The organism is Thioclava sp. GXIMD4215 (assembly GCF_045291555.1).
Classification (GTDB): Bacteria; Pseudomonadota; Alphaproteobacteria; order Rhodobacterales; family Rhodobacteraceae; genus Thioclava; species Thioclava litoralis.
Genome location: NZ_CP149516.1, coordinates 346,246 through 366,509 on the forward strand (window position 1 = coordinate 346,246; position 20,264 = coordinate 366,509).

At 63.4% G+C, this 20,264-nt stretch carries 15 protein-coding genes; 7 read left to right on the forward strand and 8 right to left on the reverse strand.

Annotated elements, in window-relative coordinates:
* Nucleotides 1-2: 2 nt before the first annotated feature.
* The 4 genes from WDB86_RS16010 to WDB86_RS16025 are packed head-to-tail and all read right to left on the reverse strand — an operon-like array spanning nucleotide 3 to nucleotide 7,303.
* On the reverse strand, nucleotides 3-2,471 hold the full coding sequence (locus WDB86_RS16010) for a hypothetical protein (protein ID WP_341485732.1): 2,469 nt from the start codon (nucleotides 2,469-2,471) through the stop codon (nucleotides 3-5).
* Between the two features lie 40 nt (nucleotides 2,472-2,511).
* On the reverse strand, nucleotides 2,512-5,211 hold the full coding sequence (locus WDB86_RS16015) for a PEP/pyruvate-binding domain-containing protein (RefSeq protein ID WP_341485733.1): 2,700 nt from the start codon (nucleotides 5,209-5,211) through the stop codon (nucleotides 2,512-2,514).
* A complete protein-coding gene (locus WDB86_RS16020) occupies nucleotides 5,192-6,862 on the reverse strand; it encodes an FAD-dependent oxidoreductase (RefSeq protein WP_341485734.1) in 1,671 nt (556 codons plus the stop codon). The genes WDB86_RS16015 and WDB86_RS16020 overlap by 20 nt, the downstream gene beginning before the upstream one ends.
* Nucleotides 6,863-6,865: 3 nt before the next feature.
* Nucleotides 6,866-7,303, reverse strand: coding sequence for a DUF6041 domain-containing protein (locus WDB86_RS16025; protein WP_406737073.1), 438 nt, complete (start codon nucleotides 7,301-7,303; stop codon nucleotides 6,866-6,868).
* 310 nt (nucleotides 7,304-7,613) lie between these two features.
* On the opposite strand from WDB86_RS16025, the gene WDB86_RS16030 reads away from it, so the two are divergent.
* A complete protein-coding gene (locus WDB86_RS16030; RefSeq protein WP_330647120.1) occupies nucleotides 7,614-8,225 on the forward strand; it encodes an acyl-homoserine-lactone synthase in 612 nt (203 codons plus the stop codon).
* A 77-nt stretch (nucleotides 8,226-8,302) separates the two neighbouring features.
* Here the strand turns inward: WDB86_RS16030 and WDB86_RS16035 are convergent, their stop codons facing one another.
* Nucleotides 8,303-8,590 carry a DUF1330 domain-containing protein gene (locus tag WDB86_RS16035; protein WP_339109606.1) on the reverse strand — a complete coding sequence of 96 codons (288 nt, stop codon included), beginning with the start codon at nucleotides 8,588-8,590 and terminating at the stop codon, nucleotides 8,303-8,305.
* Nucleotides 8,591-8,601: 11 nt separating this feature from the next.
* Nucleotides 8,602-9,285 carry a GntR family transcriptional regulator gene (locus WDB86_RS16040; protein ID WP_339109607.1) on the reverse strand — a complete coding sequence of 228 codons (684 nt, stop codon included), beginning with the start codon at nucleotides 9,283-9,285 and terminating at the stop codon, nucleotides 8,602-8,604.
* A 107-nt stretch (nucleotides 9,286-9,392) separates the two neighbouring features.
* Between WDB86_RS16040 and WDB86_RS16045 the strand changes: the two genes are divergently transcribed.
* The 6 genes from WDB86_RS16045 (at nucleotide 9,393) to WDB86_RS16070 (ending at nucleotide 15,955) form a co-directional block, all read left to right on the forward strand.
* Nucleotides 9,393-9,995, forward strand: coding sequence for an amino acid synthesis family protein (locus WDB86_RS16045; RefSeq protein ID WP_339109608.1), 603 nt, complete (start codon nucleotides 9,393-9,395; stop codon nucleotides 9,993-9,995).
* A complete protein-coding gene (locus WDB86_RS16050) occupies nucleotides 9,970-10,779 on the forward strand; it encodes an alpha/beta hydrolase (protein ID WP_341485736.1) in 810 nt (269 codons plus the stop codon). The genes WDB86_RS16045 and WDB86_RS16050 overlap by 26 nt, the downstream gene beginning before the upstream one ends.
* Nucleotides 10,776-11,702 carry a flavin reductase family protein gene (locus WDB86_RS16055; RefSeq protein WP_341485737.1) on the forward strand — a complete coding sequence of 309 codons (927 nt, stop codon included), beginning with the start codon at nucleotides 10,776-10,778 and terminating at the stop codon, nucleotides 11,700-11,702. The genes WDB86_RS16050 and WDB86_RS16055 overlap by 4 nt, the downstream gene beginning before the upstream one ends.
* Before the next feature lie 4 nt (nucleotides 11,703-11,706).
* Nucleotides 11,707-12,780: an LLM class flavin-dependent oxidoreductase gene (locus WDB86_RS16060; RefSeq protein WP_341485738.1), complete on the forward strand. Its 1,074-nt coding sequence runs from the start codon at nucleotides 11,707-11,709 to the stop codon at nucleotides 12,778-12,780.
* Nucleotides 12,755-14,221, forward strand: a complete 1,467-nt coding sequence (locus tag WDB86_RS16065) for an aldehyde dehydrogenase (protein ID WP_341485739.1) — start codon at nucleotides 12,755-12,757, stop codon at nucleotides 14,219-14,221. Before WDB86_RS16060 ends, WDB86_RS16065 begins: the two co-directional genes overlap by 26 nt.
* A 63-nt stretch (nucleotides 14,222-14,284) precedes the next feature.
* Complete coding sequence (locus tag WDB86_RS16070; protein ID WP_341485740.1) at nucleotides 14,285-15,955, forward strand: BCCT family transporter; 1,671 nt, start codon at nucleotides 14,285-14,287, stop codon at nucleotides 15,953-15,955.
* A gap of 57 nt (nucleotides 15,956-16,012) precedes the next feature.
* Here the strand turns inward: WDB86_RS16070 and WDB86_RS16075 are convergent, their stop codons facing one another.
* Together WDB86_RS16075 and WDB86_RS16080 are read right to left on the reverse strand one after the other, a co-directional pair.
* A complete protein-coding gene (locus WDB86_RS16075) occupies nucleotides 16,013-20,032 on the reverse strand; it encodes an amino acid adenylation domain-containing protein (RefSeq protein ID WP_341485741.1) in 4,020 nt (1,339 codons plus the stop codon).
* Nucleotides 20,029-20,262: an acyl carrier protein gene (locus WDB86_RS16080; RefSeq protein ID WP_330647101.1), complete on the reverse strand. Its 234-nt coding sequence runs from the start codon at nucleotides 20,260-20,262 to the stop codon at nucleotides 20,029-20,031. Before WDB86_RS16080 ends, WDB86_RS16075 begins: the two co-directional genes overlap by 4 nt.
* Nucleotides 20,263-20,264 lie beyond the last annotated feature (2 nt).

Below are 20,264 nucleotides of genomic sequence, written 5' to 3' on the forward strand. Positions count from 1 at the left end.
GGCTAGATCCTTTCTTCGGTATGGGCGCGGAGCGGGCGGTTGCGCCGTCCCGCCAGTTGGTCTTGCTGCCAGCCCGAAACATGGGCCAGAGACATGCCGTCGCCCTCGTTGTTATGGGCCAGATTGACGGTAAAGAGATTGATACGCCCGCGTTTGCGCAGATCATGGCGCAGGGCGTCGGGGTCGAATGTGTTGATGGCGCGGGTCACGACCTGATAGCCGCACATATCCTGCTGGCTGTCCTGCGTGCCCAGATTGAGCACCCGCATCTGCCGGGACGTGCGGTTGAACAGGATCCGCTCCTGATACGAATTGATGGCCGAGAGGCCGCTATTGGCCAGCACGAAAATGGTCACGCTCAGGTCGCGGCGCGCCCCGTTGGCAAGGGCGTTTTCCAGCAGGCTGGGCAGGATGTCGGGCACCAGAGCGCGTGCCCCATCCCCGACAAAGACCAGCAGATCGGTGGCGGCGGTCTGTGCCAATGCGACCGTTGCGGTATAGGCATCGCCCATCAGCGCCCGCCCGTACCAGCCCGAAAAGCCCGCGCGGGTTCTGGGCAGGTTGCGGATGGCCGAGATGCCGCAGCGCCCCACATCGTAAAGCCCCGTGAAATCATAGCCCTCGGCCTCGATCATATGGCGCAGGAGCGCGCCCAGCTGACCGAAGAAATAATTGGGTGTCATCGGCAGGACGGGCAGGCTGCTGGACAGGTCCTTCTCGCCCTCGCGGGCCAATGCGATCGCCGCACGACGGCGGGCCAGCAGGGCGTCGGAGATATCCAGCCGCGCCAGAAGATAGGCAAGGGCGGCTTCGGGGTCGTGGCGGATCGCCAGATCGGCAAAGGGGGCGAGGTGGTCGCTGCGGTGGACGATCTGCGCGATCTGGAACTGCTGGCGCAGCTTGCTTTCACCGAAAGGCGTGGCCGCCTGCGAGATCTTGTCCTCCATGAAAATCAGCGCCTGCGTCTCGCGCGGGGCAATCCGGCCGCCGCGATACAGATAGCGGTAGACCGGATCGGAAAAGCCATAAACACCAAGCGTGCCGAGATAATTGGGGTTGGGACGCCCGTTGTGATGGCTGGCCACCATGCCCGGATGCAGGATGCTGTCGACCAGCGCGATGCCGCTTGCCTCGGCCAGCTCGGTCACAAGCTGGCGGCAGCGGGGCGGCAATGCGCCGGGCTGTAAAAGCAGGCGTTCGGCATCGCCATTGACCAGATCGACCAGATCATCCAGCGCGGCGGGCGGCGCGTGGCTTTGCGTCTGGTCCTGTGCGGGGACGGGAACGCAGGGGGTGGGGACGCAGGGGGAGGGAACGCGGGGGGTGGGCGGCGCGGCCATATTCATGACGGCCTGCGTGGCCAGAATGACCACCGGTCCGCGATCTGCGGCATAAAGCGCCATCGCCTGTTCCAGCCCCCGCGCCAGATCCTGCGGCTCGCTGATATAGACAAAGGGCACACCGCGCGCATGCAGCACGTCGCGACTGTCGAATTCGGGGTTGATGGTGGATTGGAACGCATACCACAGCGCCGGTTTCTGTTCGGCGCAGATCAGGAAACCGCGCGCGCGGGTCTCGTAGAGATTGGCAAAAGTGCCGCGGAATTCATCGATCATTCCCGAGGTGACGATGGTGATCGAGGGCTTTTCGTAAAGCTGCCAGTTGGCCATCGCCCCGCAGGCCAGAGAATGCTCGTTCGGGCCGCGCAGGACAGGCACGTTCTGCGCGGCGGCCTGATCCTCGAACGCTGTGATCAGGCTGGAGACCACAGAGCCGGTATAATATTGCAAGACCCAGTTCGACCCCGCCTGCTGCGCCAGAAACGCCGCAAGCGTCGAGGCCATAAGGCTGGTGGGGCGTTTCTGGCTACCGGGACGGATCTTGCGATTGGCAAGGCTCAGTTCGTAGAAATCCATCCATAGCGACAGCAGATGGGCGCGCAGCACATCCATATCACCGGGCAGCAGGCAGCGGATGAAATTCATCGGGTGGATATGGTAATGCGGCATCTCCGCCGACTGGAACACGGCGGTCGAGGTCGGCGTCTGGAACGCCTGCAGGTTGCGCGCGCGCAGCCGGTCATAGAACCAGTTCAGATCATTCTCTATCTCGGCGGTCGAACGCCCTGCGTGATAGGGGTCGGAATAATCGATATAGGCCATGCCGATGTGATGCACGTTATCGCGCCGGTCACAGGCCTGAAGCCTGTCAAGCGCGCCCGACAGGCTCTGGGCATGCACGACATTCAGCGAAAGCCGGTTCTGATGCCCCGCAAGGGCGCGGATCGCGCGGGTCCGCGCCGTCTGGTAATGCGGTCCGGCCTCGGGCATGGCGTGGTCCAGCACGCTCCAGTCACTGTCCAGCGTGACCTCGTCGAACAATGTGTCGCGCAGGTCGGAAATCACCGAGGCACCGGCGTGGAACAGGTCTGCATTGCGCGTGACAACTATGACGCTGACGCAAATATCCATAATATCTTCCTTAGGGTCGAAGGGATGTCTGCTGGACCTGTCAGGCCGGAACGGTCAGGGGGAGATCGACGGGGGGCTGGAGGGGGCTGGCGGCGCTCTGGCGTTCGACCGAGATGATGCCACGGTCGCCATCGATCTCGACGATATCGCCGGTGCGGATCTGGGCTGTGGCCGTGCGGGTATTGACCACGGCCGGAATGCCGAATTCGCGCGCCACGATCGAGCTATGCGACAGCGCCGAACCGATATCGGTGATCACGCCGCTGGCCAGCGTGAACAGCGGCGTCCATGAGGCATCGGTAAAGCGGGCCACCAGAATCTCGCCCTTCTTGAAGCTTTGCGCCTGATGCGGCAGATCGGTGATCACGCGGGCGGTGCCCACGGTGATGCCGGGGCTTGCGCCCATGCCGTTCAGCTGCCCATCTTCCGCGATTTTCACGCTTTCGGCAGGTTGCGGGACATAGCCGCCCAGCAGGGCCATCGGCGGCTCTTCCGAGCGCAGGTTGATCAGGTTCTCGCGGCGGTTGGCCATGATCAGCGCCGGAGGGAAGGCCTCCTGCGCGGTTTTGCGGCCTGCCACGTAATCGCGGAACAGGGCAAAGTCGATATAGGGGAAATCGGACTGTTTGAGGATATTCTGCCGTTCCAGCCGACCCAGAACCTCGACGATGATCCGGCGATAGAACCATGTCTCGCAAATGAAGGCAGGGCGCACCGTCTCGCGCAGATCGGCCATTTTCGCATAGGTCTTGATGATGAAGCGCAGCTTCATCCGGTCCTTGCGCGACAGGCTGGCCATCAGCGCCTCGGTATCGGCCCCGCGCAGGGTCTCGCTCTGGGCCATGATGGCATCGACATCCACGGGGTTTTCCAGATAGAGCCGGATCACATCGAAGATATAACAGGGATCATCGGCCCAGCGGGGCAGGGTCAGCTCGAATTCCTGCCGCCCGCGCGAGCCGAATTCCTCCATGAACGCCTTGAACGCGCCGGTCAGAAAGGCGCGCCCCTCGGCGGTGCTGTCCAGCGCCCTGCCCAGATCGGCGCTGGGGGTGCGGCGGATCAGGTCGGCAAGGGCGGGCTGAGCGCGCACGGTTTCCGTAAGGGCCGCGATGCCGCGTGTGACCTCGATGGTGCGCAGATTGTTGAGCGAGGCCTTGATCCGGTTTTCCAGCCCCTTGCCCTGCGTTTTGAACAGTTTCTGGCAGGTCTCGGCCAGCGCATCATAAAGCGCGAAGCTCTGCAGGAAAAAGGGCATATAGGCCGCGCAGGCCGCGCGGAAGGCGATATCGATACACTCCAGCTCGGCATTCAGTTCGGGCAGGCTCATCTGTGGCAGGTCCAGCGCCAGAGAGGCGGCGGTGCGGGCCTTGCGCTGTTGGACCATCGCCTGGGCGGTTTTGTCGGCCGTGCGCAGGTTATGCACCTGCTGGCGGGCCCAATGCCCGACCGCCCGCAGATATTCCAGCCCCTTGGGCGGCACGCCATAGGGGTTGGTATGGGCGCGCAGATCCACATCGTCGGTGGCGTAACGCTGGGTGAATTTACGCATGTCGCGGGTCGGCGGGCATTGCGTGAGCATGAAGGCCGAGGCGGAGATGTTCAGATAGACATGGCCGCGCACATACCCCATGAAGGTATGCGGTTCGAGAAGCTTGCGCAGGCCCATCGTTTTGACCGCCGGCCCGTGGATATGGTTCTGGTAGAAGCGGCAGAAGGACAGGCCCAGCGGCGACATCAGGCCGGTCACGATCTCGCCGGTATCCATCCGCGAGAACAGCGCGTTTTCACGGCGCTCGGGGTCGGTCTCGTCGCTATCGGCATAGACCTTCGTGTTCTGGTCCTGTGCCAGTGTGGTGATCGGGCGGGCCTGCAGGATCCAGAGCGTGTCCCCCTGTATGGCCCATTCGATATCGAGATCCAGCCCCGCATAGGCGGCAGAGCGCATAAGCCGGTCGGCCAACCCCGCCAGTCTGCAGGCAGTGTCTTCCGACAGGGTCGGGCTGTCAATCTTGCGGGCGGGCGTCTCGACAAGGGCGATGCCGCCACTGCGCTGGGGCAGGGTGCTCATGGTCTTGGCGCGGATGGTATGCGAGAGCAGTGTCAGGCTGTCGCGGGCCACGATATAGCTGTCGGTGCTGACCTGATTGGAGACCAGCCCCTCGCCCACGCCCCACGCGGCTTCGATCCGCATGGTCTGGGCGTTATTGGCCATCGGGTCCTGCGTGAACAGCACACCCGCAATATCGGCATCCACCATATGCTGCACGACAACCGCAATCAGCGGCGCGCTGCTGTCTTCGGCGCGCTGTTTGGCATAGCTTTGTGCCGCGCCGTTGAAATAGGACGCCCAGCAGGCGCGCATGGCGGCGATGACCGCGTCGGCGCCGCGCAGGTTCAGGCAGGTCAGAAACTGCCCCGCATAGGAGCTTTGCGCGGAATCCTCGGCGGCGGCAGACGAGCGGACCGCCACCGGCCGGTCGCCCCAACGCGCATAGGCCGCGCGGAGATCGGCTTCCAGATCGGCAGGAAGGGCCGCGGATGTGACCTTGCCCGCAATCTCGGGATCTTGCGGATCAAGCCGGTTGGCTTGCAGAAAATGCGTGAAGGCCTCGGTCGTGATACAGAAGGCCTCTGGCACCGGCAGACCCTCGGCCACCATCTTGTTCAGTGACAGGGCTTTGCCGCCAAGCAGGCTGCGCTGATCGGGGGCCCGTCCGTCAAGCTGGTGTATAAACATCTTGCGGTGTCTCCTTGTATACGCGGGTAGAGCCAGCGCGCTCGGCGCGTTGGGGGGGGATGGCAAGATGGGTGATCAGATACTGGGCGGCCTGACGTCCGGCCTCCATCGCGGATTCCAATGCGCCGACCCCGACGCTGTCCTGATTGGCGAATGTGATCGCGCCCAGAGGCTGGCTGGCCTGTTTGAACAGATCGCGTGCCACCTGACCGGGGCGGGGGGACACAAGCCCGCGTGGCCAGCGATGCAGCCAGACCATCTCCAGCAGGGTCTCCTCAACGCCGATGGCCCGCAGCGCCCGCCGGACCTCGGCCTCGGCGGCCTGCCGTAGCTGTGCGGGTGGGTCATTGGCCAGCCGTCCCTGATCGGCGCGCTGCGGCACGGGTTTCAGGAAGGTCAGGCCGCCGCGCTCGGTCTGCGCCCCGAAGGCCGACCAGCTGGCATTCACGATGCCCCCCGCCTGACAATAGCTGCCCGCTTGGGCGCGCGGGGCCGTGTCGCCAATGAAATAACCGCCGAAGGTCTCGGTCCAGATCGGCTGGGACAGCTCGGCATTGACGATAGCGTAATCCGAATATTCGATCTCGCGCATGGCCGAAAGCTGGCCGACCGGCAACCCCTGCACGATCTGCATCGCGACATCCTTGGGCGTGGCCACCACGACGCCGTCGAAGGCGAAGATGCGGTCCTGACCGCCTTCGTTGACGCAGAGGCTATAGCGGCGCTCGTTCTGCGAGACCTCCGACACGGCGGCCTCCAGATGCAGGGTGAAGCGTGGGGTCTGCGACAGATGCTCCAGCAGACGGCGGGCCACGGCGCCGTTTCCGCCACGACAGCTGAACAGGTCGCCGCGCAGATAGCCCACAAGGAAATGCAGGCCGACATAGGCCGAACAGTTGCTCAGCAACAGCCCCTCGACCGCCAGTGTCGTGGTGATGACCGTGCGGGCAAGCGCACCGATCTTTGCGGGCGGTTGCAGATGTCGGGGCAGCGCCTGCCGCGCGGCGGGATCGAACAGGAACTGCTCTATGCTCAGACGGTCGAGCCGTTCCATATCCTCGCGCGAGATACCGCAGCTTTCCGTCCAGGGCAGGGCAGGGTAGCTGCCCCCGTCCGGCGCGAGGCGGTCCAGAAAAGTATAGAGATCATGAAAGATCGGATCCCCGAGCGACTTTTCCGCCTTGACCAGCGGCTGGTTCGTCAGGCTGGCAAGGCAGAGCTTGGCGGTCAGCCCCCAGAGCTTCGGGTCCAGAAGCGATCTGGGATGCTTGAGGCAGGCCAGAGTGATTGTCGGCAGGCTGCGGACCAAAGCCGAGGTGCGGAACAGCACCTGCATGGAGCGCGTCGTCGAGTGACAGCTGTCGCGCAGCCCGATCTCCCGCAGCAGGGTGTCCGTATCCGAACCCGGTGCCGGAAAGCGAAAGCACGAGCCCGCCGTCGGGAATTCCAGATGGCCATGCGTTTCCAGCCAGGCATTGCCGCCGGGGTTCGAGGCGGCCTCGTAAAGGGTCACCCGCGCGCCCGCCTTGATCAGCTCGTAGGCGGCCCGCAGCCCCGAAAGGCCTGCGCCGACCACGGCAATATGGGGGAGCCCCGGATCGACAAGGGGCAGGACCCGCGGGGCTGTGTCTGGAAATATGCGCCGGTCCACGATCTATTCCTTGATAAGCGAGGGGTGGGAGTGGGCACGGGGGGGCGCAAGCGCCCGCCACAGCACCAAGAGCGTGACCGCAAAGAAGGGCGCATCAACCAGTAGGATGGCGGGAATGGCACTAAAAAGAAATGTCACGAAACAGCTGAACAGGACGAGCTGGATCAGGCAGGCCACGACCAGATAGCGGTTGGTCAGGAAAGCCAGCCCCGTCAACCCGAGGGCCAGCCCCACAAGGGTTGTCACCAGCGCGACATGTGCGACGAGAAAGGCGCTGAGCGGCCCGAGCAGGTTGGCGGCATTGGCGGCGGCCATCAGTTCGAGCGTGGCGGCAACATCCTCGACCTGCGGAAAGGCTTTGGCGATGCCAGCGGCCAGGCATAATCCGCCAGAGATCCAGCGGGCATAATCGACAAGATCACGCGGTTTTTTCTGCCCCATAACGTCCTCAACCGTTACCACTACGTCGCCAAAGATCAACCTTAAGCTGAGTCGACCGGTGGCGATTTCTGCGCCATGAAGGCGTAAAGTTTTGGTTAACAAAACCACCAAAATTGGTTATTTATCATTAAATAACGGATAACTAATAAAAATTATGGATGAGATATTTCGATATCGACTTCCGGTGGCGCAAGCTCTGCGAAGTGACGTAGTGACCTAAAGTTGTATCATGTCAGGTTATAAGCACTTTTCGGCTTTTGCGGCGCGACGACCTCGGACTGAACCCTCGTGTCAAACTGGAGCCGACCGAATGCGTACCGTTGTGATCAATGCTTTGAATTTGGGGAAATTCCACCGCTATTGGCTGGAGCATTTCCAGCTCCGCCGTCGCATTTTCGTGGAACGTCTCGAATGGGATCTGCCGGAGGACGGGGATCTGGAATTTGACAGCTTCGACACACCTGCCGCCCATTATGTGGTGGCGCTGGACGAGGATGACCATGTTTGCGCCCTGTCGCGTCTGGTGCCGACAACCTCGCCCTATATGATCGAGACGCTCTGGCCGGAATGGCCCGGACCGGCCTGTCCGAAATCCCCGAAGATCTGGGAAGCGACAAGGTTTGGCTGTTCTGCCGAGTTGAATGCCGCACAGCGCAAGGATGCGATCAGCTCGCTTTTCCGGACAATCTATGAATTCGGCCAGAACCGCGATCTGGACCATTTCCTGATGGTCATGCCGCAATTCATTTTCGAAAGGCTGATCCGTCGCGCCGGATATGACGTGGATTATATCGGTGATGCGCGGAAATTCGACGGGGTGCCGACCCGATTGGGGCGCGTGAATATTGCGCAAGCGCAGATGCCGCACATGCCGGTCCTGCGCCCGGATTATCCGGCAACGCTGCTGCACCACAACGCCTGACAGGCATCGCGAAGTGCCATAATGCGAATTATGTAAACAAATTCACCTCAACCGTGAGTGGGCGCACGAACTTCAGCCTAGAGACCTTCTGTCAGGAAGATCTCGGCATGGCAGGCACCTGCACGCGCGGCGCGGGCCGCGCGGTATTCGGGCGAGTCATAACAGGCGCGCGCCGTGGCCATATCCGCGAATTCGATCACCACATGGCGCTCCCATTCGGGGCCTTCCACGCTGTGGGTGTGGCCACCCCGTGCCAGAAACACTGCGCCATATTTCCGGAACGCCGCCGGTGCCAGATCCTGATAGCCGGTATAGGCTTCGGGGTCTGTGACGGTGACGCGGGCGATCCAATAGGCTTTGGCCATGCGGTTTCTCCTCAAGTGCCGGATGTTTGGGCTAGCAGTTTCTGGGCGATGGCCGATGCATCGGTGACATGCTCCTCTACGGCGCGTCGCGCGGCCTGTGGATCATGGGCGGCGATGGCCTCGCAGATTTTGCGCATATGGCTTGGACCGGATGTCGCGCGGTCGTCGCTGGTGAGCGTCATGATCCGCAGTCGCGAGATACGGCTGTTGAGGCGGCTGACCACTTCCCATGCAATCGTGTGCCCCGCGCCTTCAAAGATCACCTCGTAAAATCGTGTGGTGGCTTTGAACAGGGCCGAGCTTTCCTTCTGGAGCGCGGCAGATTCCAGCTCCGCCAGTGCCTGCCGCAGGCGGCGTTCCTGCGCCGGTGTCATATTGCGCGCGCAGGCCTCGGCGGCGTCGGTTTCCAGCTTGCGACGGATGTCATAGATCTGGCGGGCATCATCCCATGTCATCCGCGCGACGATCGGGCCACGATTGGGCACATGCTCGACCAGTCCTTCCGCATCGAGATAGCGCAGGCTCTCGCGCACCACCGTCCGGCTGACGCCAAGCTGTTCGCACAGCACGCGCTCTATCAGCCGGTCTCCCGGTTTGAACACGTCGTTGATGATCGCGTCACGCAGCCGGTCCAGCACCACTTCGCGCAGGGTGACAGGCTGTTGGTCGATCTTATTCAGGCCAAGATTTGTCATGCCCCTTCGTAACAGAGCCACGGCGCAACGACAAGCTTGATTGTAAGATTGTATTACGGTATCCCATGAGTCCATAATACTAAAAAATATCCAACTGGGAGCGTTCAATGCCTGCTGAGATTCGCAAGACATTGCTGCATATCGAAGACACGCTGATCGAGGGCGGAAAGGTGGCCGAGACCCCCTTGCGCATGATCGCGGCTATTGCGGTTATCCGTAACCCTTGGGCAGAAAAGGGTTTTGTTGAAGACCTCCGCCCTGAAATCCTTGATTGCGCACCGGGTCTCGGGGCCCTGCTGACCAAGATGATCCTTGAGGCCGCAGGTGGCGGCGACAGGGTTGAGGGCTATGGCAAATCGGCCATCGTCGGCCTGAATGGCGAGGTCGAACATGCCTCGGCGCTGATCCATACGCTGCGCTTTGGCAACCACTACCGCGAAGCGGTCGGTGCGAAATCCTATCTGGCCTTCTGCAATACGCGCGGTCCGGCCAATGCCCCCCTTTATATCCCGCTGATGGACAAGAATGATGGCGGCCGTCGCAGCCATTATCTGACCATGCAGCTGTCGGTGGCCGATGCCCCCGCCGCAGACGAGATCGTCATCGCGCTGGGGGCCTCGATCGGTGGCCGTCCGCATCACCGCATCGGTGACCGCTATCAGGATCTGAAGGAGATGGGTGGCGATGTCGACAACCCTGCATCTGTCTGAGCGTCTGGGGACGCTCGGGGTTACAGAGGCAGGGACAGGCGCGCCATTGGTGCTGATCCACGGCGTCGGGATGAACTCCGCCGCTTGGGGTCCGCAGGTTGACGCCCTGGCGGGGCGCTATCGGGTGATTGCGCTTGATATGCCCGGTCATGGGCGGTCTTCCCCCCTGCCCGACGCCGCCCGCCTGCCTGATTTTGTGGACTGGCTGCATCAGGTGCTCAAGGCGCTGGATCTGGGGCCGGTCAATCTGGCGGGCCATTCGATGGGGGCGCTGGTCTGTGGTGGCATGGCGGTCGAGCATCCCGATCAGGTGGCGCGGGTCGCGCTTCTGAACGGGGTCTTCCGCCGTGACGTGGCGGCCCGCGAGGCGGTGATTGCCCGTGCCGCCCTCATTGCCAAGGGTGTCTTCGATCTGACCACACCGCTTGCGCGCTGGTTTTCGGATGCTCCGGAAGAACAGGCGGTGCGGGCGCAGGTGGCGGATTGGCTGCGTGCGGTTGATCCCAAAGGCTATGCCACCGCCTATCGGGCCTTTGCCGAAGGCGACAGTCTCTATGCCGACAGGTTCGGCCAGATCCGCTGCCCGCTGCTGGCCCTGACCGGATCGGGCGACCCCAATTCGACCCCTGCAATGGCCGAAGCCATGGCCAAGGCCGCACCCTATGGGCACGCGCTGACCATCGAGGGCCAGCGCCATATGGTCAATCTGACGGACCCTGCGCGGGTGAATGTCGCGCTGGAGGAATGGCTTGCAACACCGGTTCTCGGGGAGGTCGTACCATGACCGCAATCGATCCACGCGCCCTACGCGACGCATTTGGCGCCTTCATGACCGGTGTGACCGTGGTCACGACCCATGACGGCACCGGCAATCCTTTGGGGTTTACGGCAAATTCTTTTACCTCGGTGTCGCTGGACCCGCCGCTTCTGCTGGTCTGTCTGGCCAATAGCTCGCGCAATTATCAGGCCTTTACCCAAGGGCGGGGTTTTGCGGTGAATATCCTTGCCGAAGACCAGAAGGATATTTCCAACACCTTTGCCAGACCCTCCGAGGACCGCTTCCGCGATCTGCATTGGTGGCCCGGGCCGCATGGAGCGCCCGTGATCGGTGATGTCTCTGCATGGTTTGATTGCGCGCTGCACCAGATCATCGAGGCGGGCGACCATGTGATCTTGCTTGGCCGTGTCGAGGCGTTTGACACAAGCCCCGCCTCCGGACTGGGCTATGCCCGTGGGGCCTATGTGCGCCCGCAGGTGGAGACCAAGGCGCTCGACAGGATCGAGGCTGGGGTCGAGGTCAGGGTCTCGGCGCTGATCCGGCAGGGCGAGCGTGTTCTGCTGGTCAATGACCGGGAGGGCGGTCTGACCCTGCCGGAAATCAAGGTCGGGGCGGAAGGGGTCTCGGCGGCGCTGGCGCGACTGCTTGCTGCCACGGGGCTCAACGCCCAGCCGGGATTTCTCTATGCGGTCTATGAAGATACCGCCAGATCGTGCCAGCATATTACCTTTCACTGTGATGCCGAAGGAGAGGCGCCCGCGCTTGGCGCCTTTACCGAACTCGTCCCGTCGACATTGATGGATCTTGCCGATCCAGCCACCTGCCAGATGCTCAAGCGCTTCGTCGAGGAAGCCCGCATCGGCAGCTTCGGGGTCTATTACGGAAATCAGACCAGCGGCGAGGTCCGCGGGGTCTTTGCCGGGAGCTAACGGTATGAAATTCTCGCTTTTCGCGCATATGGAGCGCATCTCTTCCGAAGATAACCAGAAACAGCTTTACGACGAATTCATCGAACTGTGTAAGATTGCCGATGAGGGCGGCATGCATGCCATCTGGACGGGCGAACATCACGGGATGAATTTCACCATCGCGCCCAACCCGCTGCTCAGCCTTGTGGATGTGGCGCGCCATACCAAGACCGTGCGCCTTGGCACCGGCACGGTGATCGCGCCCTTCTGGCATCCGATCCGGCTGGCAGGCGAGGCGGCGATGGCCGATATCATCACCGAGGGCCGGCTGGATCTGGGCATTGCCCGCGGCGCCTATCAGTTTGAATATGACCGGATGATGCCGGGTTTGGATGCTTGGGGCGCGGGCCAGCGCTTGCGCGAGCTGATCCCTGCGGTCAAGGCGCTGTGGAAAGGCGATTACGCGCATGAGGGCGAATTCTTCCAATTCCCCAAAACCACCTCGGCACCGCTGCCTTTGCAGGAAAACGGCCCGCCGATCTGGGTGGCCGCCCGCGACCCCAACAGCCATGAATTCGCCGTGGCCAATGGGTGCAACGTGCAGGTCGCGCCTTTGTGGAAGGGCGAGGAAGAGGTCCAGCATCTCATCGACACGTTCAACGATGCCTGCGCCAAAAATCCGCAGGTGCCGCGCCCCAAGATCATGCTGTTGATGCATAGCTATGTCGCCGAGGATGCGGCAGATGCGAAACAGGCGGCGCAGGAATTCAACCGCTTCTACAACTACTTCGGCGCATGGTTCATGAACAAGCGCGAGATCACCCAAGGGCTGATCAAACCGCTGAGTGAGGAAGAAATCGCCGCCCATCCCTTCTATACCCCCGAGGCGATGGAGCGCGATCTGGTCATCGGCACCCCCGATCAGGTCATCCAGCGCCTCCGCCATTACGAGGCGCAGGGCTATGACGAATATTCCTTCTGGATCGATTCCAGTCAGAGCTTCGAGCGGAAAAAGGCCTCGCTGTTGCGGTTTATCAACGAGGTGATGCCCGCCTTCCAGAAGGAGGGGGCCGATGCGGAGCTTTCAGCAATACATTAACGGCCAGTTCGAAGACGCCAGCGCGCAATTCGAAAGCCTCGACCCGTCTACGGGCCAGCCTTGGGCATTGATGCCCGAGGCCAGGGCCTGTGATGTCAACCGCGCGGTCGAAGCCGCCCATCGCGCCTTTCTGGCGCCCGAATGGGCGGGCATGACCGCAAGTGCACGCGGCAAGCTGCTGCTGCGGCTGGCCGATCTGATCGCGGGAAACGCGCAGGTGCTGGCCGAGCTTGAAACCCGCGACACCGGCAAGATCCTCCGCGAGACCCGCGCCCAGATCGCCTATGTCGCTGAATATTACCGCTATTATGCCGGTCTGGCCGATAAGATCGAGGGCGCGCATCTGCCCATCGACAAGCCCGATATGGAGGTCTGGCTGCGCCGCGAGCCCATCGGCGTGGTCGCGGCTGTGGTGCCTTGGAACTCGCAGCTGTTCCTGTCGGCGGTGAAGATCGGCCCTGCTTTGGCGGCGGGTTGTACGATGGTGCTGAAAGCCTCGGAAGAGGGCCCCGCGCCGATGCTGGAATTCGCGCGGATCTTCGATCAGGCGGGCTTCCCCAAGGGTGTTCTGAACATCGTGACGGGCTTTGGCGCAGACTGCGGTTCGGTGCTGACCAGCCATCCTAAGGTCGCCCATGTGGCCTTTACCGGCGGGCCGGAAACCGCGCGGCATATCGTGCGCAACTCGGCGGAAAACCTCGCCTCGACCTCGCTGGAACTGGGCGGGAAATCGCCCTTTATCGTCTTTGACGACGCCGATCTGGACAGCGCCGCCAATGCGCAGGTCTCGGGGATTTTCGCGGCCACGGGGCAAAGCTGTGTCGCGGGCTCGCGGCTTTTGGTGCAGAATTCGGTCAAAGAGGCGTTTCTGGAAAGGCTCAAGGCCAAGGCCGAAGCCTGCGTGATCGGTAGGCCCGATGATATGGCCACCGAGATCGGCCCGCTCTGCACCAAACGCCAGCGCGACATGGCCCAAGCGCTGATCGCCCGTTCGCTGGAACAGGGGGCCAAGCTGGTGACAGGTGGTAAGGCCCCCGAGGGCGCGGGCTATTATTTCCCGCCCACCATATTGGATTGCTCGGCGGCGCGCGACGCCGAGTGTGTGACCCGCGAATTCTTCGGCCCCGTGCTGTCGGTCGTGGGCTTTGACACCGAGGAAGAGGCCATCGCGCTGGCCAATGACACGGCCTTCGGGCTGGCCTCGGGGGTATTTACCCGGAATCTGACACGGGCACACCGGATGATCCGGCAGATCCGTGCGGGGATCGTCTGGGTCAATACCTATCGCGCGGTCTCGCCTATGGCACCTTTCGGCGGGCACGGGCTTTCGGGCCACGGGCGCGAGGGTGGTCTGGCGGCGGCGCTGGATTACACCACCGTCAAGACTGTGTGGCTTCGGACCAGCGATGATCCGATCCCCGATCCTTTCATCATGCGCTGAGGCATTGAAAGGCTGGGCGTGGCGCAGACCAGTGCCGCGCCTGTTGCAACAGGGAGAATGACAATGGCGCAACAGCCAGACAAGATCCCCGCGCCGCCTCGCGTCGCGGAACGCGGTCCCATGCGCGGATTGCATAATGGAATGAGTATCGCGGCCAAGGTTATGGTGGCCGTCTTCGTGCTGTTCACGATCCTCAATCTGAATATGGCGACGGATGTGTTCGGAGCGATCCGTGCATGGGTCGAAAGCGTGCTGCGGTGGTATTATATCGCCACGATCCTCGTGATTCTGGCCGTTGCCCTGTATATCATGTGTTCGCGCTTCGGCGCGATCCGGCTGGGCGATGATGACAGCCGCCCCGAATTCGGCAATTTCTCGTGGTTCGCGATGCTGTTCTCGGCCTCCGTCTCGATCGGGATCATGTTCTTCGGTGTGGCCGAGCCGTTGTTCTATTTCGACAATACGGCCGCTTGGGGCTATCCCAACAATCCCTTTGCCGAGGCCGAGGGCCATCACGCCATGACGCTGGAGCGTGCGCTTGATGCCGTCCGCGTGACCAATTTCCATTGGGGGCTGCATGGCTGGGCGATCTACACGCTGACCGGTCTGGCGCTTGGCTATTTTGCCTATCGCAAGAAGCTGCCGCTGACCTTCCGCTCGGCGCTCTATCCGTTGCTGGGCCAGCGGATCTACGGGCCTTTGGGCCATGCGGTGGACCTGCTGGCGGTGTTTGGCACCGTCTTCGGCATCGCCACCTCGCTGGGGCTGGGGGCCACCCAGATGGTGCAGGGGCTGAATGTGCTGTTTGGCACCTCGACCGGAACCGGCATGCAGATCACGCTGGTGCTGCTGATCTCGGCGGTGGCCACGCTGAGCGCGGTGTCCGGCCTTGGTCGCGGCGTGCGGATCCTGTCGGAGTGGAATATCCTGCTTACTCTGCTGCTGGTGGCGTTTTTCTTCCTTGTCGGCCCCTCGGGCTGGCTGACGGATTTCCTGCTGAATTCGGTCGGGCAATATGTCACCCATTTCATTCCGATGGGATTCTGGACCGCCTCCGAGCCGGGCAATGTCAAATGGCAGGGCGGCTGGACGATCTTCTACTGGGGATGGTGGCTGAGCTGGGCGCCCTTCGTTGGCATGTTCATCGCGCGGATCTCCTATGGCCGCACGATCCGTCAGTTCATGTGTGGCGCGATGCTGGTGCCGACCTTTATCGCGTTTCTCTGGATCGTGATCTTCGGGGGCAACGCGCTCTATCAAGAGCTGACCGCACCGAACGGGGTGGGAACGGCGGGCCTTCTGGATATGGTCAATAGCTGGAATCTCGGCGGCACGCTTTACGCCACGATTGACGGTCTTGCGGGCAATGGCCCCTTGGCATGGGGCGTTTCGGCGCTGGCGACCTTCCTGCTGGCGACATGGTTCATTACCAGCGCCGATAGCGGCACGCTTGTGGTGACCACAATCCTGTCGATGGGCAATCCACATCCGCCGACCCGCCACCGGATCATCTGGGGCGCGGCGCAGGGCGTGGTTGCGGCGGCCCTTCTGGCGGCAGGCGGCCTTTCGGCGTTGCAGACAGCCGCGATTGCTGCAGCCCTGCCGATCTCGGTGCTGGTGCTGTTGATGGCATTCGGGTTGCTGCGTTCGTTGCATCAGGACCCGAGCGCCCTGCCCGCGCCGCAGGGGGAGGCACCGGATGGGACGGTCTATAATGCCGACCTGAAGGCCTGACCGGAGATCGGCCGGAAACAGACCGGCAGCGCGGACCCTCCCGCGCTGCCGGTGACCTTATTTCGGGCTGGGGAGACGCAGGGTTCCGGCCAGCGCCTCGACCACCTCCGGCCCGATCATATCGGGATGGTGACAGTCGAATTCCATCCGCTCCAGCGTCTGGCAATAGCTGTCCCACAATCCGGCATGATGGCCTTGCGGATCGCCCCCCTGCCCCTGCGCGCCCCCCTGCCCGATCTGGTCCCGTAGCGCCGCCAGATGCAGCGTCGGGCAATGGACCTGCGGTTCGTGATGGTCGCGCACCAAGCGGTTGGTCGCCCGCACCGAGCGCATCACCCCCGCCAGAATGGCGGCGGGAAGTTGGGCCAGCGGGTGCTGACGGGCGGCAAGGAAGCCGGTGACCTCGGCGACCGTTTCCAGATGCCGGTGCGCTTCGGGGTCGAAGCCCGCAATGGCCAGAATGGCCCGCAGGGCGGTGCCGTCATCGGGTTCGGGCTGATCGCGCCAGCAGGCCGAGGGATAGGCATCCATCAGCACCAGCCGTGCCAGCGGCCACCCTCGTCTCTCGGCTTCGGCGGCCATCGCATGGGCAATGATGCCGCCCAAAGACCAGCCCAGCAGATAGACCTTGCCCTCGCGCGGCCACAAAGCGGCGATTTCGTCAAGATAGCTGCGGGCCAGCGCGTTCAGATCGCCTTGCAGCGGGCCGCCGTGTTCCAATAGCGGCGATTGCAGCCCGTAGACCGTGGCTTCGGGCAGGCTTTGCGCCAGCCTGCGATAGCACCATGCCAGACCGCCCGCAGGGTGGATGGCAAAAATGACAGGCCCCGTTGGCGCGCCCTTTTGCAAGCGCAAGACAGGTTTCGTGCCGTGATCTTGCGGCGCGGCACTCCGGTTTGCGCCCTGATCCAGCACCTCTGCCAGATCGGCCAGAACCGGATGCTCGAGCAACACCCCCAGCCCAGGATCGCGACCGGTTTCCTCTTCGATGCGCAAAGACAGCCGGACCGCCCTGAGCGACTCCCCGCCCGCAAGGAAGAAATCCGTTTTGCGGTCGACCGGCTCGGGCAGCCCCAGAATTTCCGCATACAGCCGCGAGAGCAGGGTTTCGGTGCCTGCGCGGGGCGGTGCCTTGGTCTCGCCTGCCGTCGTCTGCGGTGCGGGAAGGGCCTTGCGGTCCAGCTTGCCACTGCTGTTCAGCGGCAGCGCGGGCAAGGTCAGGATATGGGCCGGTTGCATCATGGCAGGCAGCGCCGTCTCGAAGGCCTTGCGGATATCGGCCGCCGAGGCATCCTCGCGCGGGACCACATAGGCCAGCAGGCGCGCCTGCCCCGTTGCATCCTGATCGACGATCATCGCCACCTGTTTCAGACAGGGCTCCTGCGCCATGCGGGCCTCGATTTCGGCGGGTTCGATGCGCACCCCACGGATCTTGATCTGATGGTCGACCCGACCGGCAAAGGTCAGGCTGCCCTGCGCATCGGCGGTGACCAGATCGCCGGTATCATACATGATCGCCGTTCCGGTCGCGGTTTTCGGTGAAAACGGTGCGGCGGGGAACGGGTTGGGCACGAAACGCTCTTTGGTCAGATCGGGGCGGCCCAGATAGCCACGGGCAAGCTGCCCCCCCGCCAGATAGAGCCGCCCTGCCAGCCCGTCGGGCACGGGGCGCTGACAATGGTCAAGCACATAGCAGCCGGTGTTCCAGACCGGATGACCGATCGGGATCTGCGGGCCGTTTTGTGCCGGATCTGCCGGTGCATAGGTGACATCCACAGCCGCTTCTGTCGGGCCATACAGATTGTGCAGCGCCCCCGAGATACGCTGTGCGAACAGGCGGGCCAGACGTGTGGGCAGCGCCTCGCCGCTGGCAAAGACCCGCGCGATTGTCAGCCCCTCAGAGGCAGGGGCCGCCAGAAACAGCTCCAGCATGGAGGGTACGAAATGCAGGGTGGTGATCTTTTCGCGGCGGATGATCCCCGCCAGCGCCACAGGATCGCGATGCGCGCCGGGCGGGGCGACCACAAGGCTGGCCCCGCAGAGGAAGGGCAGGAAAAACTCCCAGACCGAGACATCGAAGGTTGCGGGAGTTTTCTGCAGGATCCGGTCTGCGGGTCCGAAACCATAGGTCTCGCGCATCCATAGCAGGCGGTTCACGATGGCACGGTGCTCGATCATCACACCTTTCGGTGCGCCGGTCGAGCCAGATGTGAACAGCACATAGGCCAGATCGTCTGGGCCGGCAGGGCGCGGTGCGGTTCCTTTGCCGGGGCCGCCTGTCGTGGTCGGAGAGACGTGCGGCCAATCGACTTGTAGCAAGTCGATCTGTGGCCAGTCGATCTGTGGACAGTCGCCGCAGGGGTAGCCGTCCTGCGCGATCACCGCCAGAGGCGCGACCTGTGCCAGAATACCGGCGCTGCGCGCGCTTTGGTCCTCGGGGTCGAGCGGCACATAGGCCGCCCCCGCGCGGATCACCGCCAGCAATGCCACGACCAGTTCGACCGAGCGCGGCAGGGCCACGGCGATGATCTGGCCCGGTCCGGCCCCGAGAGCGGCCAGATGCTGCGCCAGAGCCTCGGTGCGGGCATCAAGCTGGCGATAGCTCACCGCCTGATCGCCGAAACGCAGCGCGCAGGCGTCGGGGCTTCGCGCGATCTGCGTGGCGATCAGGTTCCAAAGCGTGGTCTCGGGCAAGGGATGGGCGGTTTGGTTGCGCGCGACCAGATGGGCCTGCGTTTCCTCTGCAGTCAGGGTCGGGACAAGGCGCAACTGCGGCGCAAGGGCGGCACGGGCCAGAAAACAGCCCAGACGCCGTGTCATCGTTTCGGTCTCTTCGGCGCTGTAGCGGGCATCATTGGCATCGATCTGCAGCAAAAGCCCTGTTTCGGGCGTGCCACGATAGCAGATGGTCAGGTCCTCGACCGAGCCCGCCGACAGGATCTGTAGCTGGCTTGTGCAACCGGAGAATGTCGGGCAGGCCTCGAAGGGCAGGATATTGATCAGCGGCCCCCAGAGCCTGCGCCCTGCCCCGATGCGCCCTGCCTCGCGGGCCAGCAATTCGCCGCGATAACGGGGGTTGCGGCGCATCTCCGCCAGAGACCGGCCCACCTCCTGCAGCCAGTCCCCCAGCGGTGCGTCTTCCTGCACGCGCAGGGCAAGCGGCAGGACATTGACCTGTGTCGAGGGCACGCGGGCCAGCTTGCCCATACGGTTCTGCAATGGCAGACCGATCACCACCTCGTCGCTTTCCCCGCGTGAGACCAAGGGCAGATGGCGCCCCAGCCATGCGCCGGCCAGCCCGACCAGAACATCGGTCCAATGCACCCCCGCAATATGCGCGAGCTGCGCCAGATCGGCACAAAGCTCGGCGGAAAGCGGCAGTTCGTGGCGGTGGAACCATGTGCCGTCGCCCTGCCCGCCACGGGCGGTGATGTCTTCGACCTCGGGCAGAAGGCGGATTTTCTCCTGCCAGAACCGGTGCTGGCTCGCGCGGGCGGGGGAGGCGCGGAAGCGCGCATCTTCCTCGAAGGCGCGTGCAAGTGGCGGCAGTGGCGTGCCTGCGGGCTGCCCTGTGATACGGGCGTTGTAAAGCTGCGCCAGACGCTGGGTGATCTCCACCATCGCGCGGCCATCGGCGGCCAGATGGTGGATGCGCTCGGTCAGGATGTGGTGCTGGGGGGCGATCTGCCACAGGGTGAAACTTGCCAGCGGATCGCGTGCCAGATCCAACGGGCGGCGGGCCTCGGCCAGAAGGCGCGTCCGGAGGTCCGCTTCGGAGGGGGGCGTGTCGAAGGTGATGTGCTGCAGGCGTGGCGCAAAGGCCGGATCCAGCGATTGCTCGGGTTGTCCCGCGACCTGCCGGAACCGCAGCGACAGGCAGTGCGCCTCCTGCCCCAGTTCGGCCAGTGCCGCCTCAAGCTGGGCGCGATCCAGCGACCCGTGCAGATGCAGCGCCTGCCCTGTCATGAAGGCGGGGTTCTGCGGCATACGCGCTTGCGCATACCAGATCCCCTCCTGCGCCTCGGTCAGCGGCGACCAGAGCTGGACACCGCTATCCTGCGACAGATGGTCTTTCATGGCGCCGCCTCGACGATGGCCCAGAACTCGTTCAGGGTCTCGCATTCATACAGCCGCTCGACGGGCAGATCGGGCTGGGTTTCCTGCCAGAGCAGAAGCAGCCGCATCAGGGCGATGGAATCAAGCCCGAGATCGCCCAGATGGCCCTCGGGGTCGATCTCGTTGGCCGGCAGATCCAGAACACCGGCCAGATCATCCAGCATTTGGGCAAAGGTCAGGGTGTCGCGCATGA